The organism is Streptomyces sp. NPDC107528, assembly GCF_055639295.1.
The window spans coordinates 475,011-500,658 of sequence record NZ_JBVKAV010000002.1; the positions used below are offsets into that span (position 1 = coordinate 475,011).

20 protein-coding genes are annotated in these 25,648 nt (G+C 70.9%); 6 read left to right on the forward strand and 14 right to left on the reverse strand.

Annotation, left to right across the window (positions count from 1 at the left end; all coding sequences use genetic code 11):
- Positions 1–61: 61 nt before the first annotated feature.
- The 3 genes from pulA (at position 62) to ACZ7L5_RS07255 (ending at position 7,837) form a co-directional block, all read left to right on the forward strand.
- The gene (gene pulA, locus ACZ7L5_RS07245) at positions 62–5,500 is read left to right on the forward strand and encodes a pullulanase-type alpha-1,6-glucosidase (RefSeq protein WP_471515117.1); all 5,439 of its coding nucleotides are present in this window, start codon (positions 62–64) and stop codon (positions 5,498–5,500) included.
- A 74-nt stretch (positions 5,501–5,574) separates the two neighbouring features.
- A complete protein-coding gene (locus tag ACZ7L5_RS07250) occupies positions 5,575–7,452 on the forward strand; it encodes a SpoIIE family protein phosphatase (protein ID WP_471515118.1) in 1,878 nt (625 codons plus the stop codon).
- Between the two features lie 28 nt (positions 7,453–7,480).
- Positions 7,481–7,837, forward strand: coding sequence for a 5-carboxymethyl-2-hydroxymuconate Delta-isomerase (locus tag ACZ7L5_RS07255; RefSeq protein WP_471515120.1), 357 nt, complete (start codon positions 7,481–7,483; stop codon positions 7,835–7,837).
- Positions 7,838–7,867: 30 nt separating this feature from the next.
- On the opposite strand, the gene ACZ7L5_RS07260 is transcribed toward ACZ7L5_RS07255, so the two are convergent.
- From ACZ7L5_RS07260 to ACZ7L5_RS07280, 5 genes are all read right to left on the reverse strand, one after another.
- Positions 7,868–8,557 carry a TetR/AcrR family transcriptional regulator gene (locus ACZ7L5_RS07260; RefSeq protein ID WP_328882104.1) on the reverse strand — a complete coding sequence of 230 codons (690 nt, stop codon included), beginning with the start codon at positions 8,555–8,557 and terminating at the stop codon, positions 7,868–7,870.
- A gap of 56 nt (positions 8,558–8,613) precedes the next feature.
- Positions 8,614–9,639, reverse strand: a complete 1,026-nt coding sequence (locus tag ACZ7L5_RS07265; RefSeq protein ID WP_471515123.1) for a PDR/VanB family oxidoreductase — start codon at positions 9,637–9,639, stop codon at positions 8,614–8,616.
- Positions 9,639–10,535 (reverse strand): metal-dependent hydrolase, encoded by an 897-nt coding sequence (locus tag ACZ7L5_RS07270; RefSeq protein ID WP_471515125.1) that lies wholly within the window; start codon positions 10,533–10,535, stop codon positions 9,639–9,641. The genes ACZ7L5_RS07265 and ACZ7L5_RS07270 overlap by 1 nt, the downstream gene beginning before the upstream one ends.
- A 105-nt stretch (positions 10,536–10,640) precedes the next feature.
- Positions 10,641–12,566 (reverse strand): hypothetical protein, encoded by a 1,926-nt coding sequence (locus tag ACZ7L5_RS07275; protein ID WP_471515127.1) that lies wholly within the window; start codon positions 12,564–12,566, stop codon positions 10,641–10,643.
- A gap of 82 nt (positions 12,567–12,648) precedes the next feature.
- Positions 12,649–13,149 (reverse strand): tetratricopeptide repeat protein, encoded by a 501-nt coding sequence (locus ACZ7L5_RS07280; RefSeq protein WP_471515129.1) that lies wholly within the window; start codon positions 13,147–13,149, stop codon positions 12,649–12,651.
- 121 nt (positions 13,150–13,270) lie between these two features.
- Between ACZ7L5_RS07280 and ACZ7L5_RS07285 the strand changes: the two genes are divergently transcribed.
- Positions 13,271–13,702: a hypothetical protein gene (locus ACZ7L5_RS07285; protein WP_328882109.1), complete on the forward strand. Its 432-nt coding sequence runs from the start codon at positions 13,271–13,273 to the stop codon at positions 13,700–13,702.
- Between the two features lie 74 nt (positions 13,703–13,776).
- On the opposite strand, the gene ACZ7L5_RS07290 is transcribed toward ACZ7L5_RS07285, so the two are convergent.
- From ACZ7L5_RS07290 to ACZ7L5_RS07325, 8 genes are all read right to left on the reverse strand, one after another.
- A complete protein-coding gene (locus tag ACZ7L5_RS07290) occupies positions 13,777–15,351 on the reverse strand; it encodes a DUF1996 domain-containing protein (protein ID WP_471515131.1) in 1,575 nt (524 codons plus the stop codon).
- A 204-nt stretch (positions 15,352–15,555) separates the two neighbouring features.
- Complete coding sequence (locus ACZ7L5_RS07295) at positions 15,556–16,209, reverse strand: response regulator transcription factor (protein WP_328882111.1); 654 nt, start codon at positions 16,207–16,209, stop codon at positions 15,556–15,558.
- Positions 16,194–17,480: a sensor histidine kinase gene (locus ACZ7L5_RS07300; RefSeq protein WP_471515133.1), complete on the reverse strand. Its 1,287-nt coding sequence runs from the start codon at positions 17,478–17,480 to the stop codon at positions 16,194–16,196. The genes ACZ7L5_RS07295 and ACZ7L5_RS07300 overlap by 16 nt, the downstream gene beginning before the upstream one ends.
- Before the next feature lie 52 nt (positions 17,481–17,532).
- On the reverse strand, positions 17,533–18,555 hold the full coding sequence (locus tag ACZ7L5_RS07305; RefSeq protein WP_471017325.1) for an NAD-dependent epimerase/dehydratase family protein: 1,023 nt from the start codon (positions 18,553–18,555) through the stop codon (positions 17,533–17,535).
- Positions 18,556–18,639: 84 nt separating this feature from the next.
- The gene (locus ACZ7L5_RS07310; RefSeq protein ID WP_471515136.1) at positions 18,640–19,185 is read right to left on the reverse strand and encodes a winged helix-turn-helix domain-containing protein; all 546 of its coding nucleotides are present in this window, start codon (positions 19,183–19,185) and stop codon (positions 18,640–18,642) included.
- Between the two features lie 313 nt (positions 19,186–19,498).
- On the reverse strand, positions 19,499–20,527 hold the full coding sequence (glnII, locus tag ACZ7L5_RS07315) for a glutamine synthetase (protein ID WP_328882115.1): 1,029 nt from the start codon (positions 20,525–20,527) through the stop codon (positions 19,499–19,501).
- 417 nt (positions 20,528–20,944) lie between these two features.
- Positions 20,945–21,649, reverse strand: coding sequence for an RlpA-like double-psi beta-barrel domain-containing protein (locus tag ACZ7L5_RS07320; protein ID WP_471515138.1), 705 nt, complete (start codon positions 21,647–21,649; stop codon positions 20,945–20,947).
- Between the two features lie 131 nt (positions 21,650–21,780).
- Complete coding sequence (locus ACZ7L5_RS07325; protein WP_328882117.1) at positions 21,781–22,146, reverse strand: arsenate reductase family protein; 366 nt, start codon at positions 22,144–22,146, stop codon at positions 21,781–21,783.
- 220 nt (positions 22,147–22,366) lie between these two features.
- On the opposite strand from ACZ7L5_RS07325, the gene ACZ7L5_RS07330 reads away from it, so the two are divergent.
- A complete protein-coding gene (locus tag ACZ7L5_RS07330) occupies positions 22,367–22,675 on the forward strand; it encodes a hypothetical protein (protein ID WP_471515141.1) in 309 nt (102 codons plus the stop codon).
- Between the two features lie 117 nt (positions 22,676–22,792).
- Here ACZ7L5_RS07330 and ACZ7L5_RS07335 read toward each other — a convergent pair whose 3' ends face one another.
- Complete coding sequence (locus ACZ7L5_RS07335) at positions 22,793–23,983, reverse strand: winged helix DNA-binding domain-containing protein (protein WP_471515143.1); 1,191 nt, start codon at positions 23,981–23,983, stop codon at positions 22,793–22,795.
- A gap of 286 nt (positions 23,984–24,269) precedes the next feature.
- Between ACZ7L5_RS07335 and ACZ7L5_RS07340 the strand changes: the two genes are divergently transcribed.
- Positions 24,270–25,619, forward strand: coding sequence for a DUF2252 domain-containing protein (locus ACZ7L5_RS07340; protein WP_471515145.1), 1,350 nt, complete (start codon positions 24,270–24,272; stop codon positions 25,617–25,619).
- Positions 25,620–25,648 lie beyond the last annotated feature (29 nt).

Sequence of the window (25,648 nt, forward strand, 5' to 3'; positions counted from 1 at the left end):
CGGCGGCGATACGGTCGCGCGGGGTCGGACCCACTGAGCCGTAATCGCAAGGAGCCCATCTGTGATAGCGAGATGGCCGACGCCGTCGAGGCGCCGAACCACCCATGTCGGACGGGTCGCCGCGGTCACCGTGACCGCGTTGGCCGCAGCACTCGTCCAGCCCCTCGCGGCGCGGGCGGACGCCCCGCCGCCACCCCCGTCCGACGCCAGGCTCGCGGCCGAGCCCGCCCGGCACGACGTCACCCGCGACCAGTTCTACTTCGTCCTGCCGGACCGGTTCGCCAACGGCGACGCGAGCAACGACAAGGGCGGCCTGACCGGTTCCCGCCTCGCCACCGGCTACGACCCCACCGACAAGGGCTTCTACCAGGGCGGCGACCTCAAGGGCCTGACCAAGCGCCTCGACTACATCAAGGGTCTCGGCACCACCGCCATCTGGATGGCGCCGATCTTCAAGAACCAGCCCGTGCAGGGCACCGGCGCCAATGCCTCGGCCGCCTACCACGGCTACTGGATCACCGACTTCACCCAGGTCGACCCGCACTTCGGCACCAACAAGGACCTTGAGACCCTCATCTCCAAGGCGCACGCCAAGGGCATGAAGGTCTTCTTCGACGTCATCACCAACCACACGGCCGATGTCGTCGACTATGAGGAGAAGTCGTACGACTACCTCTCCAAGGGCGCCTTCCCGTACCTGACGAAGGACGGCAAGCCCTTCGACGACGCCGACTACGCGGACGGGAAGTCCGGGTTCCCGGCGGTCGGTACCGACTCCTTCCCGCGCACCCCGGCCGTCCCCGCCGCGAAGAAGAACGTCAAGGTCCCGTCGTGGCTCAACGACCCGGCGATGTACCACAACCGCGGCGACTCCACCTTCGCCGGTGAGAGCTCCGCCCACGGCGACTTCGGCGGCCTCGACGACCTGTGGACCGAGCGTCCCGAGGTCGTCAGCGGCATGGAGAAGATCTACCAGCGCTGGGTCAGGGACTTCGACATCGACGGCTTCCGGATCGACACCGTGAAGCACGTCAACATGGAGTTCTGGACCCAGTGGGCCACGGCGCTGGACTCCTACGCCGCCAAGCAGGGCCGCGACGACTTCTTCATGTTCGGCGAGGTGTACTCCGCCGACACGAACGTCACCTCGCCCTACGTCACCGAAGGCCGCCTCGACTCCACACTCGACTTCCCCTTCCAGGAAGCGGCCCGGCAGTACGCCTCCCAGGGCGGCACCGCGCAGAAGCTGGCGTCCGTCTTCGGCGACGACTACAAGTACACGACCGACAAGGCCAACGCGTACGAGCAGGTCACCTTCCTCGGCAACCACGACATGGGCCGCATCGGGTACTTCCTGAACCAGGACAACCCGAAGGCGACCGACGCCGAACTGCTGAAGAAGGACGAGCTCGCCAACGAGCTGATGTTCCTCAGCCGCGGCAACCCGGTCGTCTACTACGGCGACGAGCAGGGCTTCACCGGTGCCGGCGGCGACAAGGACGCCCGCCAGACCCTGTTCGCCTCGAAGACCGCCGACTACCTCGACGACGACCAGCTCGGCACCGACCGCACGCACGCGAGCGACGCCTACGACACGCGGGCGCCGCTCTACCGGCAGATCGCCGAGCTCTCCGCGCTCCGCAAGGCCAACCCCGCCCTCGCCGACGGCATCCAGACCGAGCGGTACGCGGCCGACGGCGCCGGGATCTACGCCTTCTCGCGCACCGCCGCGAAGTCGGGCACGGAGTACGTCGTCGCGTTCAACAACGCGGGCGAGGCGAAGACGGCGACCTTCGCGACCGGCTCGGCCGGCATGACGTTCAAGGGGATCTACGGGACGCGCGACTCGGTCAGGAGCGACGCCGGCAAGAAGGTCACCGTCACCGTCCCGGCCGGCTCGGCGATCGTCCTCAAGGCGACCGGCAGGCCCGCGAAGCCCGCCACCGCGCCGACCCTGACCCTCAAGGCCCCGGCAGCCGGCGCCACCGGCACGGTGGAGATCGGCGCGGACGTCGACGGCGGACAGCCGGCCCGCGTCGTGTTCGCAGCCCAGACTGGCAACGGCAAGTGGCGGACCCTCGGCTCCGCCGACCACGCCCCGTACAAGGTCACGCAGGCCATCGGAAAGGACGTACCCGCCGGAACGGCCCTGCGCTACAAGGCCGTCGTCATCGACTCGGCCGGCCGCACCGCCAGTGCCACGGCGGCCTCCACCACCGGCACCCCGCCCGCACCCGAGATCCCCAGCGCCGCCTCCCGCGACTACGCGGTCGTCCACTACAAGCGCACCGACGGCGACTACGCGAACTGGGGCCTGTACGCCTGGGGCGACCTCGCCGACGGCGAGTCCACGAACTGGCCGGACAGTCACCCCTTCGTCGGCCGTGACGCGTACGGCGCCTTCGCCTACGTCAAGCTGAAGCCGGGCGCGACGAACGTCGGCTTCCTCGTCATCGACAAGGACGGCAACAAGGACGTCTCCGCCGACCGCGCGATCGACCTCACCAAGACCGGTGAGATCTGGATCGAGCAGGGCAAGGAGGCCGTCCGCACCGAGAAGCCCGCCGCCGACTATCCGGCGCCGGACAAGTCCAAGGCCGTCCTGCACTACCACCGCGCCGACGGCGACTACGACGGCTGGGGCCTGCACACCTGGACGGGTGCCGCGAACCCCACCGAGTGGTCGAACCCCCTGAAGCCGGTCAAGACTGATGCCTATGGTGCGGTTTTCGAGGTACCGCTCACCGACGGTGCCACCAGCCTCAGCTACATCCTCCACAAGGGCGACGAGAAGGACCTGCCCACCGACCAGTCCCTCGACCTCACCGCGAACGGCCATGAGGTGTGGCTGTTGAGCGGCCAGGAGAAGTACCTGCTCCCGCAGCCCGCGGGCTCCGCGGCGGCGCTCGACCTGAGCACCTCCAAGGCGGTCTGGATCGACCGGAACACCGTCGCCTGGAAGGGCTCCGAGGGCGCGGCCTCCACCCAGCTGCTCTACAGCCGGGACGGCGGGATCGCGGTCAAGGACGGCACGCTGACCGGTGACGCCAAGTGGCTGCGGCTGTCCAGGAGCTCCCTCACCGACGCCCAGAAGGCGCAGTTCCCGCACCTCAAGGACTACCCCGCCTGGTCCGTCGACCCGCGCGACCGCGACCGGGTCCGCGAGGCCCTCGCCGGCCAGGTCGTCGCCTCGCAGCGGGCCGCTGGGGGCACCTCCCAGGCTTTCGGCTCTGGGGGAGGCGCCGTGCTCGCGGCGACCGGCGTCCAGATCGCCGGCGTGCTCGACGACCTGTACTCCGCCGCGTCGAAGGCCGACCTCGGGCCGACCTTCGACAAGGGCCGTCCGACGCTGTCCGTCTGGGCGCCCACGGCACAGTCGGTCAAGCTGGAGATCGGCGACTCCACCGTCGCCATGAAGCGGAACGCCGGCACCGGCGTCTGGTCCGTCACCGGCCCGAAGTCCTGGAAGGGCAAGCCCTACCGGTACGTCGTCAAGGTCTGGGCGCCCAGCGTCCAGAAGGTCGTCACCAACAAGGTCACCGACCCCTACTCGGTCGCCCTGACCACCGACTCCGAGCGCAGCCTCGTCGTCGACCTGGACGACAAGGCCCTGGCGCCGGGCGGCTGGTCCTCGTACACCAAGCCCAAGGCCGTACCGCTGAAGGACGCGCAGATCCAGGAGCTGCACGTCCGGGACTTCTCCGTCGAGGACCGGACGGCGAAGAACCGGGGCACCTACCTCGCCTTCACGGACAAGGACAGCGACGGCTCCAAGCACCTGCGTGAGCTGGCGAAGGCGGGCACGTCGTACGTCCACCTGCTGCCGGCCTTCGACATCGCCACGATCCCCGAACGCCGCCAGGACCAGGCGACCGTCGGCTGCGACCTCGCCTCCTTCCCGGCCGACTCCGACAAGCAGCAGGAGTGCGTGTCGAAGATCGCCGCGAAGGACGCCTACAACTGGGGCTACGACCCGTACCACTACACGGTCCCCGAGGGCTCGTACGCCACCGACCCGGACGGCACCGGGCGCACGGTCGAGTTCCGCAGGATGGTCAAGGCGCTGAACGAGGACGGCCTGCGGGTCGTCATGGACGTCGTCTACAACCACACCGCGGCGAGCGGCCAGGCGGACACCTCCGTCCTCGACCGGATCGTCCCCGGCTACTACCAGCGCCTCCTCGCCGACGGCTCGGTCGCCAACAGCACCTGCTGCGCCAACACGGCCACCGAGAACGCCATGATGGGCAAGCTGGTCGTCGACTCGATCGTCACCTGGGCCAAGGAGTACAAGGTCGACGGCTTCCGCTTCGACCTGATGGGCCACCACCCGAAGGCCAACATCCTGGCCGTGCGCAAGGCCCTCGACGCGCTGACCCCCGCCAAGGACGGCGTCGACGGCAAGAAGATCATCCTGTACGGCGAGGGCTGGAACTTCGGCGAGGTCGCCGACGACGCCCGCTTCACGCAGGCCACCCAGGAGAACATGGCCGGCACCGGCATCGCGACCTTCTCCGACCGGGCGCGGGACGCCGTACGCGGCGGCGGGCCCTTCGACGAGGACCCCGGTGTCCAGGGCTTCGCGTCCGGTTTGTTCACCGACCCCAACTCATCGGAGAACAACGGCACTTCCGAGGAGCAGAGGGCCCGGCTGCTGCACTACCAGGACCTGATCAAGGTCGGCCTGTCCGGCAACCTCGCCCAGTACCGGTTCACCGACACGGCCGGCAAGGAGGTCACCGGCGCCGAGGTCGACTACAACGGCCGGCCCGCCGGGTACGCGGACGCCCCCGGTGACGCCCTCGCCTACGCGGACGCGCACGACAACGAGTCGCTGTTCGACGCGCTCGCCTTCAAGCTGCCGAAGGACACGTCGGCCGCCGACCGGGCCCGTATGCAGGTCCTCGCCATGGCCACGGCCACCCTGTCGCAGGGGCCGGCGCTCTCCCAGGCGGGCACCGACCTGCTGCGCTCCAAGTCGCTGGACCGCAACTCCTACGACAGCGGCGACTGGTTCAACGCCATCCACTGGAACTGCGCCGACGGCAACGGCTTCGGGCGGGGGCTGCCGCCGGCCGCCGACAACCAGTCCAAGTGGCCCTACGCCAAGCCCCTGCTGAGCACCGTGAAGGTGGGGTGCGAGCAGATCGAGGGGACCTCGGCTGCGTACCGGGACCTGCTGAGCATCCGTTCGACGGAGAGTGCCTTCTCCCTCGGCACGGCCGGTCAGGTGCAGTCGAAGCTGTCCTTCCCGCTGTCCGGGAAGGACGAGACGCCCGGCGTGATCACCATGCGGCTCGGTGACCTCGTCGTCGTCTTCAACGCGACCCCCGAGCAGCAGGAGCAGCGGATCGCCTCGCTGGCCGGCGAGGGCTATCGACTGCATCCGGTGCAGGCCTCGGGCGCGGACCCTATCGTCAAGTCCTCGTCCTACGAGCGCGAATCCGGCACGTTCGCCGTTCCGGGTCGTACTGTCGCCGTCTTCTCACGGGCCCTTTGATACCGCACTAGGTTGAGTGGGGCGGACCCGGTCACGGGCCCGCCCCACTCGTGCGTATCCAAGGGCTCCCGACGATGGACGGTTTCGGCAAGCAGTCGGGCACGACCGTGATGGTCGTCGACGACGTCTCTACCAACCGCTTCGCCATGGGCGCCGTGCTGCGCCGCGCGGGCCACGACGTCGTACCGGTCGCGAGCGCGGGGGAGGCCCTGAGCGAACTCGACATACGGCTTCGCGCGGGCACCCTGCCCGACGTGGCGCTCGTCGACGTGGGGCTGCCGGACATGAGCGGCTTCGAACTGTGCCGCATGGTCAAGGCCCGGCCGTCCATGGCCGTACTGCCCGTCGTCCACTTCTCCGCCATGGCCATGGACCCGGGAGACCGGTGCCGGGGGCTCGACGCGGGCGCCGACGCCTACCTGACCGTGCCCGCCGAGCCGAGCGAGATCGAGGCCGTCGTACGGGCCGCCGTACGCGGGGCGCGTCTGCGCAGCGCGGCCGAGGTGCTCGCGCACCGGCTGACGCTGCTGTCGGAGGCGATCGTCACCGTGCAGACCGCGCGCTGCCTGGGGGAGCTGGCCGACGCCGCCGCCGCGGGCACGGCCCGGCTCACCGGTACGCCCGCCGTCGTCTTCGTCATCGGCCCGGGCGGCGAGCCGCACTGGGGCAGTTCGCTGCGCCTGCCCCGCGGCGACGGCTTCGCCCGTCCGGCGGGCACCCCCACCGCACTGCCCGACACCGCCCCGCAGGTCGCTGCGGCACGCCTGATCACCCGGATCGCGGAGGGCCGGACCGGGCGTACCGGGGTGCACAGCACGACCGTGCCCGCCTCACTGTGGCCGGCCGGCTTCTTTCGGCCCGGCGTCCGGGAGGACGCCCGCCTGGTCCTGGCGTTCACCGACGAGGGCCGCACGTCGGTGTGCGTGGCCATGCCGGTACCGCCGTCCCCACCGTCGGCCCGCCGCCCGCACGCCGGGGTGCTCGCCGAGCCGCTTCCGGTGTACGTCCCCTTCGCGCACCATCGCCCGCAGCCCGGACTGCCGGCCGAGCCGATGCCCGCGTACGACCTCCTCGCGCCCCGGCGCCCGCACAACGGGGTACCCGCCCCACCGATGCCGGCATACGACCCGCTTGCGGCGCGGCGCCCGCCGACCGCCCCGGTCCCCGCCCCGGACCCCGCCGCCGACGACCTCCTCGCCCGGCTCGCCCAGGCCACCGCGCTCGCCGCCGAGCCGCTGCTGATGTACCAGGCGGAGCGGCAGATCGCGCTCACCCTGCAGCACAGCTTCCTGCCCCAGCCGTACCGGCTGCCCGCGCTGCCCGGCGTGAAGGTCGTCGTCCGGTACGTCCCCGCGTCCCGGCAGGCCGAGATCGGCGGGGACTTCTACGCCGCCCTGCGCACCCGGGAGGGGGTGCTCACGGCGGTCGGGGACGTCGTCGGGCACTCGCTGGACGCGGCCACCGTCATGGTCGAGATCCGGCACGCGCTGCGCGCCTACTGCGTCGAGGAGAGCGACCCGGGCACGCTCGCCGAACGGCTCGACCGGATGCTCGTGCACTACCACCCCGACGTCACCGCCACGGTCTGCCTGGCCCTGGTCGACCCCGGCACCGGACGCGGCCGTATCGCCAACGCGGGACACATCCCGCCGCTGCTCGTGCGGGACGGAGGCGACGCCGAGTACGTCCCCGTGGACGGCCCACTGCTCGGCCTCGGCCTTCAGCGGCCGGCGCCCACCGAGTTGCTGCTGACCGCGGAGGACCGTCTGCTCATGGTCACCGACGGCCTGGTCGAGACCCGCGGCACCGACCTCGACGTCTCCCTGAAGCAGCTCCGCACGGCCGCCGCCGACGCCCCGCCCGGCGTGGACGCACTCTGCGACACCCTGCTGGACCACTTCGGACGGGACCAGGAGGACGACATCGCGATGCTGGCACTGCGGTTAGGGTGAGCGCTGCCGACCCAGAACAGGAGTGCTCATGCCGCAGATCACCGTCGACTACTCGGAACAGCTGGCGGACGACTTCGACCGGCCCGGCTTCGCCCGGGGGCTGCACGCCGCCGTGGTCGAGCTCGCGGCCGCGAAGCCGCCCGCGTGCAAGACGCAGTTCCGCAGGACCGAGCACACCACGGTCGGCGACGACATCGAAGGACACGGCGTCGTGCACGTCACCATCGGCCTGCTGGCCGGTCGTACGGACGAGACGAAGGCCCGGCTCACCGAGACCGTGCTGGAGTTGGTGCGGCAGCACCTGAAGCCGGCCGACGGGCTCGCGCTGCACGTGTCCGCCGAGGTGCGCGACCTCGACCCCTCCTACCGCAAGTTCGAGAGCTGAGCCGCCGCTCAAGATCGGCTCGGGATCCGCTCAGGACGCCAGCGCGATCAGCCGGGTCACCAGGTCGCCGAACGGCCCGTCGCCCGGCTCGTCCTTGAGCATGCGGCGCAGCAGCCCGCTCATCTCCTCGTCGTGCGCCGCGCTCACCGCCGCGAGCGCGGCGAAGTCGTGCACGAGCTGGACCTCCAGCTCGCCGCGCGGGATGCGGCGGCCGTCCAGCCAGATCAGCGCCGTCGACTCGGCGAGCGAGATCCAGGAACGGATGACCAGTTCCAGGCGCGCGGGCGGATCCTCCACCCGCAGATGCGAAAGGATTTGGACATACGCGGCCTGCCGCACGGAGTCGATGAGCGCGTTCGTCGCCGTCGAGCCGACGGCAGGACCGCCCCGCATCAGCGCCGAGAAACCGGGTCCGTGCTCGTCGACGAAGTCGAAGAACCGGCGCATCACCCGCAGCAGCCGCGCCCCCAGCGGACCGTCCGGCGGCTCGACGAAACGGCCCGCCAGTTCGTCCGACGCACGCTTCAACGCGGCCTCGTACAAGCTGAGTTTGCCGGGAAAGTAGTGATAGACCAGCGGGCGCGAGATGCCCGCGGCCGACGCTATCTCGTCGATGGAGACGTCGTCGGGCGAGCGCTGGCTGAACAGTTCGAGGGCGACGCCGATCAACTGCTGCCGTCGCTCCTCGACTCCCATTCTTCGGCGTACCCCGGTAGTCATGCGAACACCTTACCGATCGAATCAGGCCCCGAACGGACCGGACCGATCGCCGGCGTTCACAGATCCAGTACGAGCCGGTCGCCTCGGGCCCGCGACACACAGATCAGCATGGAGTCGGACCGCTCCGCATCGGTCAGCAGCTCGTCCCGGTGGTCCACCTCACCCTCCAGTACCCGCTGTTGGCAGGTCCCGCAGAAGCCCTGTTCACAGGAGTAGGCGGTGTCGGGCAGCTGCGCGCGAACGGCGGCCAGTACGGTCGAGCCGGCGGGCACGGTCAACGTCCGCCCGCTGCGCCGGAGTTCGACCTCGAAGGCACCGCCCGCCGAGGAGCGGAGTGCGAACCGCTCCAGGTGGACGCCCGGGGACCGCTCCTCCACCGCGGCCATCAGCCCCTCCGGACCACAGCAGTAGACGGCGGCCCGGTCGGGCACCTCCGCGAGAACGACGCCGAGATCCGGTGGCCCCTCGACGACGGTCACCCGGTCCCCGCCGCCCAGCTTCTCGATCTCCTCCAGGAACGGCATCGAGGCACGGTCCCGTCCGCAGTACAGCAGCCGCCACTCCACGCCGTCGGGCAGCGCCCGCAGCATCGGCAGGATCGGCGTGATCCCGATGCCGCCCGCGACGAACACGTACGACGGGGCGGCCACCAGCGGGAAGCGGTTCCGAGGCCCGCGCACCTCCAGCTCCATCCCCTCCCGCACCTGCTCGTGGACCTCGCGCGAGCCGCCCCGCCCGTCCGGGACCAGCCTGGTCGCCACCGTGTACGACGAGGTGTCCTCCGGGTCGCCGCACAGTGAGTACTGCCGCACGAGCCCCGACGGCAGCACGACGTCGAGATGCGCGCCGGGCTCCCAGCGCGGCAAGTCGTGCCCCTCCAGCCGTAGTTGTACGACCCCGTCGGCGACCTCTTCGTGCGAGGTCACCAGCAGGCGCAGCGCCCGCGACCGGGGCCGCCCGGAGGTCGGCTCCTCCAGGGCGGGCATCGGCCACAGCGGCGAGACCTGGATCCGGCGCCGCATCGCCCGCCGGGCCAGCAGGGCGGCACCGGCGACGACGGCGAGGGTACGGAGCTTCGGCATCAGGCGGCACCCTTCGCGGACTTCTCGGCTGTCTCGGCGGCCAGCGCGGCCGGGGAGGAGGCCAGATAGGCGACGGCCTGCTCGGTGGAGCCCTCCTGGGAGGGGTGGTAGGTCCGGCTCAGATAGCGGGGGATGGACCTGAGCATGTCCCCGGTCGAGGGGAGCGTGCCCCGCCTGCCGCCGACGTAGAAGTCCTTGAAGCTTGCCCGGCCGTCCATCAGCGTCGGGTCGTTCTCCATGAAGAAGCGCGACCCGCGCTGCCACAGGAAGACCAGAGCGGTGAACGCCGTCGCCCAGGTCCGCACCCGTCGCCGGTAGCTCCCGTCGACGTGCATGAACAGGTCGAAGGCGACCGACCGGTGCTCGACCTCCTCGGCACCGTGCCAGCGCAGCAGGTCCAGCATGGTCGGGTCGGCGCCCCGCCGGTCCAGTTCCCCGGCGTTGAGCACCCAGTCGCCGAGGAAGGCGGTGTAGTGCTCGATGGCCGCGATGAGCGCCACCCGCTCCATCAGCCACCAGCGGCGTGCGCGGCCCGGCGGCAGTATGCGGTCGCCGAGCAGCTTCTCGAAGAACCAGTCGACCTGCGCGGTGTACGGCGTCGGGTCGAGCCCCTGCTCCCGCAGGTGCGGCAGCACCTCGTCATGGGCCTGCGAGTGCATGGCCTCCTGCCCGATGAACCCGATGACGTCCTCGCGGAGCCGCTCGTCCCGGATGTACGGCAGCACCTGCTTGTAGACGTGCACGAACCACCGCTCACCGGCGGGCAGGAGCAGATGCAGCACGTTGATGGTGTGCGTGGTGAACGGATCGCCGGGCACCCAGTGCAGCGGGGTGGCCTCCCAGGAGAAGGACACCTTGCGGGCCTTGAGGGGTATCCGGTCCTGCGTGTTGGACATGGCGTCAATGTACTGACGGGTAGGGCCAGGGTGAACCCTTGTGCACGGCCCTATTTACATTTCTGTCAGCAAGGCGGTTCGCACGGGGGTCTTCTCACCGGGAGCTCACTGAAGCCCGTTGATCGAGCGCCCGCTCTCCAGCGTGCCCTTCAGCTCGGCCTGCGCACCCTGCTTGGTCCGCACGGCCAGTTGGCTGCCCTCGGCGCTGCCGCGGACCCCGCCCGTGGCCCGGATCGACTCGGTGTCCCGGGTGCCCGCCGCCAGCAGATACCAGCCGCCCGCCTGCGCCTTCCACAACACACCGGCCAGCACATGGGGATCGCGCTGACCGCACGCCGGCACGTTCTGGGCCTTCGCCACCACCGCGGCCTGCGGTGTGCCCGGCGTCCGGAACTGGGCCAGCACCCGCTCCCCGCCGCCCCGCCAGGTCTCGGCACGCGTGCACACCCAGTCCGCCGTGCCGGTCCCGTCGGGAAGCGTCTGCTGCGCGAACGACCAGGCGTTGACCGTCCGCACGCCCGCGGAGCGCAGCGCGCCCAGCCAGCAGGAGTACGGCGCCCAGGTGTGCAGGGCCTGCGCGCCGGTCACGTCCCTGGTCGCCCCGGGGCGGCCGGTGGTGAGGCGCGCCGGGACCAGTTCGGCGAGGTCGGTCAGCAGCCGGGTGCCGGCGCTGTCGGTGACCTGCAGCGCGTTCCACGAGGAGCACGCGCCGGCCTGCTGGGCGGTGGGGCTCGCCATCGGCGAGGTGACCCCCTCGGTCACGGTGAGGTCCATCGCTCCCGCGCCCGGCTTCAGCAGGTCCCGCTCGGCTGTGCCCTTCACCCAGGGCGCCATCAGATAGCGGACGTTGCCGTCGGCGCGGCTCAGCACCACCGCGCTCGCCTCCGCCCTGGTCGCGTTGTCGACGCGGGAGAAGTCCAGGGCGGCACCGGCCATGCCGTCCGTGGGCTCGGCGTAGCGGGCGATGCGCAGACCGTCGTAGAGGATCACCACGCGCGCGGTGTCGACGGTCCCCGCGTACAGCAGCTGCGGCGCTCCGGCCGGGCCGCCCGACGGGGTGCCGGGCGTCGCCGAGACCGTGACCTTCTCGCCGGGGCGGGCCCAGACGGCGAGGGCCCGGCGCAGCAGGGCCGAGTCGCCGGTGAGATCGCCGCGCGCGGGCCACACCGAGAAGTCGGTGCGGGCGGCCGACTGCCACGCCAGCGGCGGAACCTTCGTCAGCTGGGCCGGGTCGAGGGCGGCCTCGGCCGCCGGGTTCTGCGCATACGAGGGGGCGGCGGGGCCGTCGGGGCCCCAGCCCTCGCCCGGCAGGCCGAGCAGTGCCCCGCAGACGAGGAGGGCGGCCCCGGCGGCGAGCGCGGCCTTCGTGTGCTGCCTGCGCCGCATCAGGTCGGTGGGCCGGGCCTGGAGGGAGCAGGGGTCGAACTCGGGGGAGTCGAGCAGCGCGGCTTGCGCCGGGACCGTGTCGGCCTCCTCCAGCGCGTCATCCACGTCCTCGACGCCGGCCGCCGTCAGGACGTCGCGCACCTCGCCGTCCGCGAGCTTCTCCAGGCCGCGCAGCACATAGGCCGCCCGCGCCGGGCCGGACAGCGCCGACAACTGCTGGTCCAGAGCGAGCTCGTCGGCGCCGCCCGACCGGGGGAAGAGGCGCAGGCCCCAGATCTGGGGCAGCAGGGGCGGCAGCTGGGAGCGCTTGGGCCAGGCAGGGCGTCGCAGCGGCAGGCCCGCCTCCAGCGCCGTACGCAGGACCCGGAGCCGAAGGAAGGCGTACCCGGGGTCGCTGTCGCGGCCCGTCGACTGGGCCGGGATCGCGGGCGTCGCCGCCGTCCGGCCGCGGGGCAGTGCCCGCTGGGTGAGGGAGTGCGCGGTCACCACGCGCCGGTTGCGGCCGAGGCTCGGCGGCAGTACCAGGTAGGCGAGTCGGACGAGCCTCGGATAGTGCTCGACGAGCGCGGCCTCCGCCCGCTCGACGTCGACGACCGGCTCGGCCGGGGCGGGTGCGGGGCGCGGGGCGACATCCTGTGACTGCACGTTCAGCAGAACGAGCGAATCGTCGGTTGGTCACCGCCGCACGACACCGCCCCGCGCGATGCCGAGGCGAGGCCGTGTCGGCTCAGTCGTCGGACTCCAGCAGGGCGCGGGCGTAGTTCCCCATGGAGCGCTGGTAGCGCGGCAGATGGGGGGCGAGGGCGGCCAGGACGAGGGAGAGGCCCTCGCGATCACGTCCGAGGCTCGACAGGCACAGCGCAAGCGTCGCCCGTACCGCGTCGTCCAGTTCGTCCGAGGGGGCGTCCAGCTCGGGCGTCAGCAGCTTGACGCCCTCCTCCGCCTGGCCGACGTTCCGGAGCGAGCTGGACATCTGGATCTTGGCACGCCGGCCCTTGTAGCCGCTCAGCCCGCCCGCGAGAGCCTCCCGGTACAGCGGCACCGCCTTGTCGGAACGGCCCGTCGAGTCCCAGGCACACGCCTGCTCGAAGGGGCCCAGCGGGCTGCCGTCCGGCAGCTCGGCGACGAGGACGTCGATGACGGCGCGGAAGTCGGCGGCCGACTCCTCGGGGTAGCTGTCGAAGGTTGCCCATGCGGCGGTCACGCGATCTTCCCAGTCCTGGTTCATCGCGTCACACTCGCACACCCGTGCCCGTGAGAGCCTCTGATTTGAGCGCATCGCCCACCACAGCCGTATGGGAGACGAGGGCCCTCGTCGGGGCTCTGTGCGGCATGGACCGGAGGAACCGATGACATTGACCCGACCGATGCTCGCGCTGACCGGCGCGGTGGCGGTGCTCGCGCTGGCCGGCTGTGGCTCCGGCGGCGACAAGGAGGCCGAGGTGCCGAAGACGGCGACCGGCAGCCTGGAGCATCTGGCGGCCATGGCGAAGTGCGACCCGAACATGCAGACCGACGCGGACGAGCTCCGCCAGGCCATCTGCAAGACCGGCAAGGAGAAATACATCCTCGCCACCTTCGCCACGGACCGCGGCCAGGCCGAGTGGCTGAGCGGCGCGAAGGACTACGGCGGTTACTACCTCGTCGGCCGCAAGTGGGTCGCCGTGGGCCAGGAGAACACGGTCACGACGCTGCAGAGCAAGCTGGGCGGGACCATGGAGGAGGGTTCCGCGCACATGAACCCCGGTGGCAGTCACAACAAGGGCGGCCACCACAGCTGACCGCGCGGACCCGGACGACAGAAAGCCGGCGGTGGGAATTCCCACCGCCGGCTTTCGTTACCGGTTCAGGACTGTTACTGGCAGTTCTGGCCGCTGTTGATGCAGTCGACCATCTCGTTCATCGTGTTCTCGTCGAAGAAGTTGATGAAGTCGTTGTGGTCGGTGATCGCCTTGTGCAGCTGGTCCGGGAAGGAGTCCACCGCGAAGGCGTTCTGGACCTGTCCGTCCTGGATCTGCGGGGCCTGAACGTCGTAGACCAGGCGGACCTGGAGCTGGGGAATCGCCTGGAAACCGTTGGCGCAGGTGCCGTCGCCCTGGACGAACGCCACGTGCGTGCGGTGGTTGGCGCTGTCGATGTTCTGACCGTCCCAGCAGCTCTGGAAGTTGGACGTCCGCACCACGGAGCTGCCCTCGGGGCAGATCGGGAGCTTGTCGTGCAGCTGGACCTGGTCCTCGAAGCCGGTGCAGCTCCAGTTGGCGTTGGCATTGGCGTTGCCGTTGACGAAGGACTTGGCGTCACCGGTGATGATGCGCAGGGCCTCCGGCATCGCGACGACATCGCTCGTCTTGTTGCCGACGAACTTCAGCTGCGCCTCGCTGGCCTCGACGATCGTGCCGACGTTGCCGTCCTGACCGCCGCCCGGGGCATCCGCGTCGATGTCGTTCTGACCGTCCTGCACTCGCAGCACCGGCCAGAAGTACGACGACCTGTCACCCTGGTTCTGGCAGGTGGTGTCGCCGTTCGCCAGGTCCTGGTCGCTCGCGAAAGCGTTGTTGGCCTGGTTGCCGACGTAGTCGTGCTGGTGCTGCGCACCGTTGCTGACACCGGGAGCGACGATCACGTTGTCCGAGTTGCGGTTCTCGTTCTCGTTGACGCCGCAGTTCGAGGTGAAGCTACCGGTCGAACCGCTGTCCCCGTTCGCGGGGAGGCCGTTCGCGCCGACGCCCAGCTGGGCGTTGGCCTGGACCTGCGTGATGTCGACGAAGTCATCCGCCGACGGACCGTTGCCGGCCTGTCCGCCGTTGTCGCCCTGGTCCTGCCCGCCGCCGTCCTGTCCGCCCTGGTCCTGACCGTCGTTGTTCTGACCGTCCTGGTTCTGGTCCTGACCGTCGTTGTTCTGGTCCTGACCGTCCTGGTTCTGGTCTCCGTCCTGCTGGCCGTCGTTGGTCTCAGGCTGCTCGGCCGGGACGCCCTGGCACTGGGCGAGCTGGTCGAGGTTCTGAGGGCGCTGGCCGCCGGCCCGGTTGATGTTGATACCGATCCGGTCGAGCGTGGCCACGCGCTTGGACTTCAGCGGGCTGAGGATGGCGTTGTTGACGTAGTTGGCGTCCCCCGCCTGGGCCTGCCGCGTCTCGGCGAGACGCTTGTAGGCGTCCGTGACCTGCCTGTCCAGCAGCGCCAGCTCCTTGGCGACGCCCCTGCGCGCGCTCCTCGGCACCTTCGTCAGCTTCTGGCCGACATCAGGGCAGTTGATCGTCGCGACCCGGGCATTCGCGGACTTCGTCTGGTTCCACCCAGAGTTGTCCTCGTGCGCCGAAGCATAGAAGTTGGCCCATACAAGCCCGCCCCCACCGAGCGCTAGGGCTGCCGAAGCGGCAATGGCCTTGGTGGCCAGCGGCGTACGGCGTTTTCTTGTGTTGCGTCCCATGGAACTCCTCTGACTTCCTTTTTCGGGGGCATCGAGGGCGCCCGACAGGAGTGAAGCGGCTCCCTTTGATACGGAGGTCGTCCCAGGGGTGTTCAGCCGTCCCGGAAATTGTTGAGAGATTCGTGAGAACGCTGTGTGCTCAACCGCCTCTGAAATACCGGCAGTTGTTGATCCCGCACGGCGGGTGAATAGTTGCGTCCGTTTTCACCGGCCGTGGTCGAGATACGCGAGAACCGCCAGCACGCGACGGTTGTCGTCGTCCGACACCTCCAGGCCCAGTTTGGCGAAGATGTTGGCGGTGTGCTTGGCGATCGCCCGCTCCGTGACGACCAGCCGCTCGGCGATCGCCGCGTTCGTGCGGCCCTGAGCCATCAGCTCCAGCACCTCCGTCTCACGGGGCGTGAGCCGCGCCAGCGGCTGGTCGTCGGCCGCGCGCCGGGACAGCAACTGCTGGATCACCTGCGGGTCCATCGCCGTGCCGCCCGCCGCGACCCGCCGTACGGCGTCCACGAACTGGTCCGCGTCGAAGACCCGGTCCTTCAGCAGATATCCCACCCCGCCGCTGCCGTCGGCGAGCAACTCGCGCGCGTACAGCTGCTCCACGTGCTGCGAGAGAACCAGCACCGGCAGACCGGGCTTCTTCCGGCGGGCCTCCAGCGCGCACTGCAGCCCCTCGTCGGTGTGCGTCGGCGGCAGGCGTACGTCGACGACGGCGACGTCCGGCTCCAGTTCGGCCAGCGCCCGCGCCAGCTCGGGGCCCGTCTCCACGGCCGCCGCGATCTCGAAGTCGTAGGCCTCAAGGAGCCGGACCAGGCCGTCGCGCAGCAGGAACAGGTCTTCGGCTAGGACAACGCGCAAGGGATCTCCATGGTGACCATGGTGGGACCGCCCGCGGGGCTGCTGACGGCCAGGACGCCGTCGAATGTACCCAGTCGCCGCTCGATTCCGGCGAGCCCCGAACCGGTCCCGATCACCGCGCCGCCCCTGCCGTTGTCGGTGACGGTGACGCGCAGCCTGCCCTCCGTGTGGTGCAGGTCGATCCAGATCCGGTCGGCGTCCGCGTGCTTGACGGCGTTGGTGAGCACCTCGCTGACCGCGAAGTACGCCGCCGACTCCACGGGCGCCTCGGCCCGCCCGGGCAGCTCCACGTTCACCTCGGTGGCGACCGGCAGCCGCAGCGCCAACGCCCGTACGGCGTCGCCCAGTCCGCGCTCGGCGAGCACCGGAGGGTGGATGCCGCGCACGAGGTCGCGCAGCTCGTCGAGGGCGTCGGCGGAGGACCGGCGGGCGTGCGCGACGAGCTGCTTGGCCTTCTCCGGGTCCTTGTCGACCAGCATCTCGATGGTCCCGAGATCCATACCCATCGCCACCAGCCGCGCCTGTGCCCCGTCGTGCAGATCCCGTTCGATACGGCGCAGTTCGGCGGCGGAGGTGTCGACGGCGTCCTGGCGGGTTTCCGTCAACACCCTCACCCGCTCGGAGAGTTCGGTCTGGCTGGGGCTGAGGACGGCGCGGGTCAGCTGGAAATGGAGCTGGAAGGCGCGCACGGCGTACCGGTGGGCGACGATCAGGAGCACGGCACCCAGCGCGCCGGCACCGAGTGCGGACGCCTGGTCCCTGACCGGCACGAACCCGTACCAGTACGGGCCGTACTCGACATACGGCCCGCCCGTCATGGTCCGCCACAGCCCGGCCGCCAGCGCGAACCCCTCCAGCGGGTACACGATGAGCACGGCCGGCAGCAGTGCGGTGACGAACCCCGCCGTCATGTCGACCGGCAGCCACCTCAGGTCCCGCCAGGTCGCCGGGTCGCGGAGCATCCCGAAGGTACGCGCCCAGGGATTGGCGTCCTTCGGTATCGGGCGGTACGCCGACGGGATGCGCACCCCGCCCCACTGGGCGGCCAGCACCCGCCGCCAATCCGCGAACGCCCGCACGCCCGTGAGCACCCACGGCGTCGTGACGATCCCGACCCCGATCGGGATCAGCGCGATGGACACCAGGGAGAGCACGAAGCAGAGCACCGCTCCGGGCAGCACCACCAGCGCCAGCCCGAGTCCCCGCACCCCCGCGAGCACCATGCCCCGTGCCCTGCTCCCGCTGCTGCTCGTCGTCTCTGTGATGGTCATGGCATCAGTCTGGACGAACCGGCGAAGTGGAGCACTGGGCCGAACACCCCGGTCAGGGGGTGGTGCCAGATACACCCCCGCCCGCGAGGACCTTGGCCTCCACCTCCGGGTCGAGCCCCTTCGCCGTCCGGTCCGCGCGCCGGGGTGCCGTGCCGCCGATGTCCTGGAGCCAGGCCCAGGTGTCGGTGACGGTCTCCTCGACCGGCCGGCACCGCAGTCCCGTCGCGACCGCCCGGGACACGTCGGCGGCGTGCAGTGCGTCGTGCATGTCCGTGCCCGGCGGCACCCACACCGGCAACTGCGTCCACGGCTCGATGCCCGCGTCGAGGATCACCTCGGGCTCGGTCCACCGCAGCTCCGCCGCAGCGCCGACGGCAGCCACACACGCGTCGAGGAACGTGCCCATGGTGGCGTGCCCCTGCGGGCTCATCAGGTTGTACGGCCCGCTCAGCTCCTGCTCCGCCGCCCCCAGGATCCAGTCCGCGAGATCACGGACGTCGGCATACTGCAGCGGCAGTTCCCGCGGCCCCGGCGCCAGTACGGGCCCGCCACGGGCGATCCGGGTCAGCCACCACGGCAGCCTGCCGACGTTCTCGTACGGGCCGATGAGCAGCCCCGCCCGCACGAGCACCGAACGGTCCGCCCCGAACTCCTCGACGACGGCCAGCTCCCCGCCCCGCTTGTCCCGTGGGTAGTCGGTGTGCTCGGCACCGGCCTCGGCACCCTCGACCAGCGGCGCGTCCTCGCCGTAGCCCGCCGACGGCGCCCACTTGTAGACCGAGCAGCTCGACACGTACACATACCGCCCGGCGCGGCCCCGCAGCAGCCGCGCCGTGTCCCGCACGGCACGCGGCGCGGCCGACCAGGTGTCGACGACGACGTCCCAGTCGCCCTCCGCCTCGGCGAGCGCGGCGAGCCCGTCGGGCGCTGTGCGGTCACCGTGCAGCGACCGCACCCCGGCCGGCGGCTCGTGCCGCCCCCGGTGGAAGACGGTCACGTCCCAGCCGCGCCCCAGCGCCGCCTCCACGACGGCCCGCCCCGCGAACTCCGTACCACCCAGCATCAGAAGCCTCATACGGCCGACTCTGCACGGTACGGGCGCGGGACGGAACAGGACTCTGCCGTCAGCAGAAGATCAGGGGAGGCGGCCCGGGACGGCTCAGCGCCCGACCGGCGGGGTGTACTTGTACCCCACCCGCCGCACCGTGCGGATGGTGTCGCGGTGCTCGGCGCCCAGCTTGCGGCGCAGCCGGGCGATGTGGACGTCGACGGTACGGCCGTCGCCCACGTGCCCGTATCCCCACACCGTGGTGACCAGCTGGTCGCGGGTGTGCACACGGTGGGGGTTGGCCACCAGATGGGCGAGCAACTCGAACTCCAGGTAGGTGAGGTCGAGTTCACGCCCGTCGACCGCGGCGGTACGCCGTACGGCGTCGACGCTGACGAGCGGGTCCCCGCCGGTGTCGGGGACGGGCGCGACCGGCGGCTGCTGGTCGGCCGGGACGAGCACCAGGTAGCCGATCATCGGCGGCTGGCCCGGAAACGTGGGAAGGGAGTGCGGGGGAGCGGGCAGCCAGGTGGCGCCCGGCGGCAGCAGGTCCGCGACGTCGATCACCTCGTCCCGGTCCACGGCACGCAAGTGATGCCGGGAACCGTTCGGGGAGGTGAGCGTGGCGGCGGTGGAGAGAGAACGAGTGGTCGCCATGAGAGGTCAGCTCTTTCGCGCGAGAGGTCCGTTGGGAAGACGTACGTCGTTTCGCGCTGGCCGAAGGCCGGAAGGTTACGGCTTTACAGGGCCCGCGCGTTCACCGCGCGGCAACACACCCGGTCGAAGTCGTGGTGCTGACGGGAAGGCCAGAAGGGCTCGAGGTCATGGCGACCTGTCGCGGAGTACTTCTGGAAGCTGGCCATGGCCCCATTGAAGCAGACACTTGCCCGCGGCGGGACCCTCGTCTCATCAGACGCGAAGGGGCGCCCACCGGGTCGGTGGGCGCCCCTTCGGGAACTACTGGGCACGATCAGACCTGGCCGGCCTTCTCCAGCGCGGAGCAGCAGGTGTCGACGAGCAGACGGGTCACGACGTACGGGTCGACGTTGGCGTTGGGACGCCGGTCCTCGATGTACCCCTTGCCGTCCTTCTCGACCTGCCACGGGATACGGACCGAGGCGCCACGGTTGGAGACACCGTAGGAGTACTCGTTCCACGGGGCGGTCTCGTGCAGACCGGTCAGGCGGTCGTCGATGCCGGCGCCGTAGTTCTTGACGTGGTCGAGGGGCTTGGAGCCCTCACCGAGCGACTCGCACGCGGTGATGATCGCGTCGTAGCCCTCGCGCATCGCCTTGGTGGAGAAGTTGGTGTGCGCACCGGCACCGTTCCAGTCGCCCTTCACCGGCTTCGGGTCCAGCGTCGCGGCGACACCGAAGTCCTCGGCGGTGCGGTAGAGCAGCCAGCGGGCCACCCACAGCTGGTCCGACACGACGAGCGGGGCCAGCGGGCCGACCTGGAACTCCCACTGGCCGGGCATGACCTCGGCGTTGATGCCGGAGATGCCCAGGCCCGCGGCGAGGCAGTTCTCCAGGTGCGCCTCGACGACGTCACGGCCGAAGATCTCGTCGGCGCCGACACCGCAGTAGTAGCCGCCCTGCGGCGCCGGGAAGCCCCCCTTGGGGAAGCCGAGCGGGTAGCCGTCCTGGAAGAACGTGTACTCCTGCTCGATACCGAAGATCGGCTCCTGCGCGGCGAACTTCTCCGCGACCTCGACGAGTGCGGCACGCGTGTTGCTGGCGTGCGGCGTCATGTCGATGTTCAGGACCTCGCACAGGACCAGGATGTCGTCCCCGCCGCGGATCGGGTCCGGGCAGGAGAAGACCGGCTTGAGCACGCAGTCCGAGGCGTGACCCTCGGCCTGGTTCGTGGAGGACCCGTCGAAGCCCCAGATCGGCAGCTCGGCACCCTTGGCGTCGTCGGCCAGAATCTTCGTCTTCGAACGGAGCTTGGCCGTCGGCTCGGTGCCGTCGATCCAGATGTACTCAGCCTTGAAGGTCACGGGCCACATCCTTCGGGGGTGGGTCTGTTGCGGGCGCTGCGGCGCTGCGGCGCTGCGGCACTGGGGCGCCGCGCTCCAGGAGCTTGTCAACAGGCGATTTCCCGACCATTGCTCGAATGTGAACCCCGTGTTACCTGGTGTTGGTGTGGCCGGTTTCACGCTGTGAGCGCCCGTACGAGCCGATCAGGGCTTCACCCAGCACCACCGGGACCGGCACCGGCCGCTCGTATGCGATGGGAGTGAACGACGACGCGCACCCGCGTACGGCCCCGACCCGCAACGAGCCCGCACTCCCACCGAACCCGCACAGGCCGCCGCAGGCATCACGGCCCGACCGTCGGAGACGACGCGCGGGTCCTGCCGCTCGTGGCCGCGAGCAGCAGGACCCTTGACACGTACGACGTGACTACCGGAGCCTCACCCCACCTTCTCGATCAGGGCCCGGCGAATCAGGAACTTGCCGGGCTCACGTACCTGCTCGAAGGCCGCGTTGTTGAGCAGCGCACAGCTGCCCGAGACCGAGGTGACCTCCACCGTCGTGGACTTGTTGTTGTCCAGGTTGGTGACCTTCAGCTTCGTACCGGCCGGGAACTGGTTGCTGGACGCGGCCGGCGCCCCGCCCTCGCCGGAGAGCGTGACGGTCGACCCGTTGCAGACCTGCTGCCCCGAGGCCGCGGCACCGCCGCCGTCCCCCGCGTTGCCGGCATCCCCGGCTCCCGCGTTCCCGGCGCCGGCATCCCCGGCGCCCGCATCACCGGCATCCCCCGCGGGAGCGCTCGGCGCCGGCTGCGAAGCCTGGGAGTCCTGAGCCGACTCCCCAACCCCGCACCCGGACGCCTCCTGCTGGACCTTGATCTGCGCGATGACCGCCTCACGGTTGGCGATCCGCGCCTCGGACTGCGCGTCCGGATTGGCCCGTTGCCCCTCGATGAACCGCTCGTTGTTGCCGAGCGCGGTGGCGAGCCCCTGACAGACCGTCGACTCCGCTGCGGACTTGACGGTCGGCGTCTGCGAGGCGTTCGAGGTGCTCGCCATGACGAAGGCACCGCCTCCCGCCACCGTCGCAGCACTCACCAGCAGCGCGAGCTTCTTCTTCGTACCGAGAGTTCTCCTACGCGACATGCGCGCCTCCTGAAGAGCTAGGGGAGCGTACGTCGCTATGTACGAGATGCCGAACGAAGTTACTCAGTGGTCACGGGAGTTGGCGGAAGTAACCTGCGTCACACCCCATCCGAGAACCGTCGGTTCGCCCGTCAGCTCTCCCGGGACAGGGCGTCCCGCACGGCGTCATCGGTGCGCGCGACAACGGCCGTGCCGTCCTGCGCGGTGATGATCGGCCGCTGGATCAGCTTCGGGTGCTCGGCCAGCGCCTTCACCCACCGCTCCCGCGAACCGGCGTCCCGCGCCCACTCCTTCACGCCGAGTTCCTTGGCGGCAGCTTCCTGCGTCCGCGTGATGTCCCACGGCTCCAGTCCCAGCCGGGTGAGCACCTCCCGGATCTCGTCCTCGCTGGGCACGTCCTCCAGGTAACGGCGGACGGTGTAGTCGGCCCCTTCGGCGTCGAGCAACGTGATGGCGCTACGGCACTTGGAACAGGCCGGATTGATCCAGATCTCCATGCCGACCACCGTATCCCGAGCCACCCGTGTTCGAATTTCCCGGCGCCTCACGAACACCTTCCGAACCCGGTGTGACACAGCGACAGATTAGTTGCTGACCAGGGCATTTCATGGACGTACGGCACCCCCTGATTGTCAGTGCCGGGCAGTAAACTGTAAGCAGTGTTCGAGAGCGTCGCCGGGAATCCGGCCGGCGCTCCACCGCGACAGGAGGATGCCTGTGCCCGCTGCCGCACTCAAGGCGAAGCCCACCCAGTCCACCGCAAAGCGCCCCGTGCTGCTCGACCTGCCGTACGCGCCCGTTCAGAAGCGGCCGCTGCCGCCGGGCCGTCCGCGCGAGTGGTACGTCACCCACAACCGCCGCCTCAAGGCCCTGCGCCTGGCGATAGCCCTGCTCGACTCGGGCGTCCTCATGCCGAACCAGGCCCGCAACGACACGATCCGAAGCGCCGCGGAGACGATCGGGGTCCACCCGCCGTCGGACACGACGTGCCACATGGTGCGCGCGCTCATGAGGTACTCGAGGTAGACGGCGCAGCCGGGTGCCCTCGACGTCGAGGGCACCCGGAGAACCGGAACGACCCGGAACGACCTGGAACGACCAGGAACGACCAGGAACAACCCGGAACAATCCGGGGGCAGTCCCTTACGCAGACAACTCGCGCTCCAGCGGCGTCCGAAAGCGAGGCGTCACCCGAGCCGCCCCCGCCCACCCCCGCAACCCCGCCGCCTCCACGGCGACCGCGGCCTCCACCGCCCGCCGCTCCGCGCCCTCCAGATCCTCCAGCAACCGCCAGACGATCTCCCCGTCCCGGCGCTGGGCCCATCCGCCCACCACCCGCCCGTTCCACCACACCGTCGGCCCCACGTTGCCGCTCCGGTCGAACAGGGACGGCCACAGCTCCGGCGCCAGATACCACTCCCGCCGCTGCCACCCCATCGCCGTGGGGTCGAGCGCCGGCAGCAGCGCCGCCCACGGCTCCGCGGGTCCGGCCACCGGACCGTCGTCGCCGTCGAGGACGTACCCCGTCCCCTCGGCCAGGGCCACGGACTGGGCCCCGATCGCCGCGAGCGCCCGGCGCACCTCGGTGACCCGCCACCCCGTCCACCACTTCAGGTCGGCCTCCGTCGCGGGCCCGCACACCGCGAGCCAGCGCCGGACCAGCTCCGCCTGTGCCCCGGCCACGTCCAGCTCGGGATGCTCGGGCGCCACAGCCCACCGGAACTGCGAGGACGTCCAGGAGCCCAGTGGCCGCCCCCGCACGACCTTCCCCTCGACGCCCAGCACCCGCAGCAGCCGTGTCGAGACGGTGTGCATGCCCTCGTAGCTCTTCCCGGCCCCGTACAGGAACTGCTCGCGCAACCGCGGCTCGTCCTGGGCGAGTTCGGCCGCCGTCGCCTGGCCGCGCCGGGCAAGCGCAGCCAGCGCCGACTCCTCGACCTCCGCAAGCCAGGCGGCGTCCGGCGCTCCCGCCGCGGCCATTTGCTTGACCAGCGTGGCCCGCTCCCGGGCCGCCACCGCGAGGCCGGTCGAGGCATGCACGACGGCCGTCAGCGCGGTGGGGAACACGAACACGGTGTGCCGCATGCCGTGCATCCGGACCAGCGCCCGCTCCTCGTACAGCGCCCGCTCGGTCTCCGCGACGGTCTTCCCGGGTTCCGCCAGCCGCGCCCCCACGGCCAGGTACACGGTCGCCGGATCGGTGCCGTGCAGCGCGACCAGGGACTCGGCCACGTCCTCCGGCCGCCCGGCCCGAGCCGCCCCGGCCAGCCGATGCCGCACCCCCAGCCGGGCCCGCCGCTCCGCCACGCCGATGTACCGCTGCCCGTCACCCATCCCGGCCTCCACCCGTCATGCCGTCACACGGCCAGTGACTGCATCTTCCCGGACCCCACTGACAACGGCCCCTCGCACCGGTCACGGTCGCGGGCCCGCCCCGTCACCCGATTGCCGTACCCGGCATGCGCACACCCCCGGCCCCGCCTTCACTGCCATCAGGAGGGCGATGAAGGCGGGGGACGGACCGGGGGACGGACCGGGCGGCGGCAGCGGGAGGTTCGATGGGCAGGCCTGGCATACGGCGGCCGGTGCACGCGGCGGCCGTGGACAGAATCGCGTTCTCGTGACGACCCCCGTGACCCCCGCCGAGCGCGCCCGCCGCGGCAAGGCCGCCCGCAAGCAAGTGTCCCGCTCCGCCCACGCCGCCTGGGTCCCCTCCGTCGACCGGCCCGACCCCGTCGCCGTACTGGAACGCCAGGGCCGCGACCGGCTGCCGGAGCTGCTGCCGATCAGGTACGGCCGGATGACGGCGTCCCCGTTCGCCTTCCTGCGCGGCGCCGCCGCCGTGATGGCCGCCGACCTCGCCGCCGCCCCGCACACCGGCCTCACCGTGCAGCTGTGCGGCGACGCCCACCTGCTCAACTTCGGCCTGTACGCCTCCCCGGAGCGCTCCCTGCTGTTCGATCTGAACGACTTCGACGAGACGTTCTGCGGCCCGTTCGAGTGGGACGTGAAACGGCTCGCCGCCTCAATCGCCGTGGCCGCCCGCGAGATCGGCCACCCGGACGCCAAGGCCGGCCGCGCGGCCCTGGAGGCAGTGACCGCGTACCGCACCACCATCCGGCGGCTGGCCCAGCTCGGCGAGCTCGCCGTCTGGCACACCCGTATCGACGGCCGGCAGCTCATGCCCCTGGTCCGCTCCACCCGCGACCGCCGCCGCATCGAGGCCAGCCTCGGCCGCGCCCGCCGCCGCACGAGCATGCGGGGCTTCGACAGGCTGACAGAGATCGTCGACGGACGCCGGCGCATCATCCACGACCCGCCGCTCCTCGAACGCGCGGGCACCTCAGACATGGCCGCGCTGCGCAAGATCTTCAGCGACTACCGCTCGACCCTTTCCGAGGAGCGCCGCCTGCTCCTCGACCGCTACCGCTTCGTCGACGCCGCCCGCAAGGTCGTCGGCGTCGGCAGCGTCGGACTGCGCTGCTTCGTCGTGCTGCTCGCCGGACGGGACACCGACGACCCGCTGTTCCTGCAGATCAAGGAGGCGCGGCCGTCCGTACTGGAGGAACATCTGCCGAGCGGACCCTTCGTCCACCCCGGCCATCGAGTCGTCGCGGGCCAGCGTCTGATGCAGGCGACCGGCGACATCTTCCTCGGCTGGATGTCCGGGCCGCAGGGCCGTGCCTTCTACTGGCGTCAGCTACGCGACATGAAGGGCTCCACAGACGTCGCCGGGATGAGCCCGGAGGACCTTCTCGCCTACGCCCGCCTGTGCGGCACGACCCTCGCCCGCGCCCACGCCCGCTCCGGCGACCGCATCGCCATCGCCGGCTACCTCGGCGGCGCCGACACCTTCGACCGCGCGGTCACCGACTTCGCACTGGCCTACGCGAACCAGACGGTCAGCGACCACACGGCCCTGGGCGCGGCCGTCGGCGCCGGGGTGGTCAGGGCCGCGCACGGCGTCTGAGCACCCGTGCCGTACGGCCCGGGCGGCAC

Excerpts from the sequence above, each read along its gene's own strand:
- ACZ7L5_RS07250 (WP_471515118.1), top strand. The coding sequence starts at position 5,575 with ATGGACGGTTTCGGCAAGCAGTCGGGCACGACCGTGATGGTCGTCGAC.
- ACZ7L5_RS07255 (WP_471515120.1), top strand. The coding sequence starts at position 7,481 with ATGCCGCAGATCACCGTCGACTACTCGGAACAGCTGGCGGACGACTTC.
- ACZ7L5_RS07260 (WP_328882104.1), bottom strand. The coding sequence starts at position 8,557 with ATGACTACCGGGGTACGCCGAAGAATGGGAGTCGAGGAGCGACGGCAG.
- ACZ7L5_RS07265 (WP_471515123.1), bottom strand. The coding sequence starts at position 9,639 with ATGCCGAAGCTCCGTACCCTCGCCGTCGTCGCCGGTGCCGCCCTGCTG.
- ACZ7L5_RS07270 (WP_471515125.1), bottom strand. The coding sequence starts at position 10,535 with ATGTCCAACACGCAGGACCGGATACCCCTCAAGGCCCGCAAGGTGTCC.
- ACZ7L5_RS07280 (WP_471515129.1), bottom strand. The coding sequence starts at position 13,149 with ATGAACCAGGACTGGGAAGATCGCGTGACCGCCGCATGGGCAACCTTC.
- ACZ7L5_RS07285 (WP_328882109.1), top strand. The coding sequence starts at position 13,271 with ATGACATTGACCCGACCGATGCTCGCGCTGACCGGCGCGGTGGCGGTG.
- ACZ7L5_RS07290 (WP_471515131.1), bottom strand. The coding sequence starts at position 15,351 with ATGGGACGCAACACAAGAAAACGCCGTACGCCGCTGGCCACCAAGGCC.
- ACZ7L5_RS07300 (WP_471515133.1), bottom strand. The coding sequence starts at position 17,480 with ATGACCATCACAGAGACGACGAGCAGCAGCGGGAGCAGGGCACGGGGC.
- ACZ7L5_RS07305 (WP_471017325.1), bottom strand. The coding sequence starts at position 18,555 with ATGAGGCTTCTGATGCTGGGTGGTACGGAGTTCGCGGGGCGGGCCGTC.
- ACZ7L5_RS07310 (WP_471515136.1), bottom strand. The coding sequence starts at position 19,185 with ATGGCGACCACTCGTTCTCTCTCCACCGCCGCCACGCTCACCTCCCCG.
- ACZ7L5_RS07320 (WP_471515138.1), bottom strand. The coding sequence starts at position 21,649 with ATGTCGCGTAGGAGAACTCTCGGTACGAAGAAGAAGCTCGCGCTGCTG.
- ACZ7L5_RS07325 (WP_328882117.1), bottom strand. The coding sequence starts at position 22,146 with ATGGAGATCTGGATCAATCCGGCCTGTTCCAAGTGCCGTAGCGCCATC.
- ACZ7L5_RS07335 (WP_471515143.1), bottom strand. The coding sequence starts at position 23,983 with ATGGGTGACGGGCAGCGGTACATCGGCGTGGCGGAGCGGCGGGCCCGG.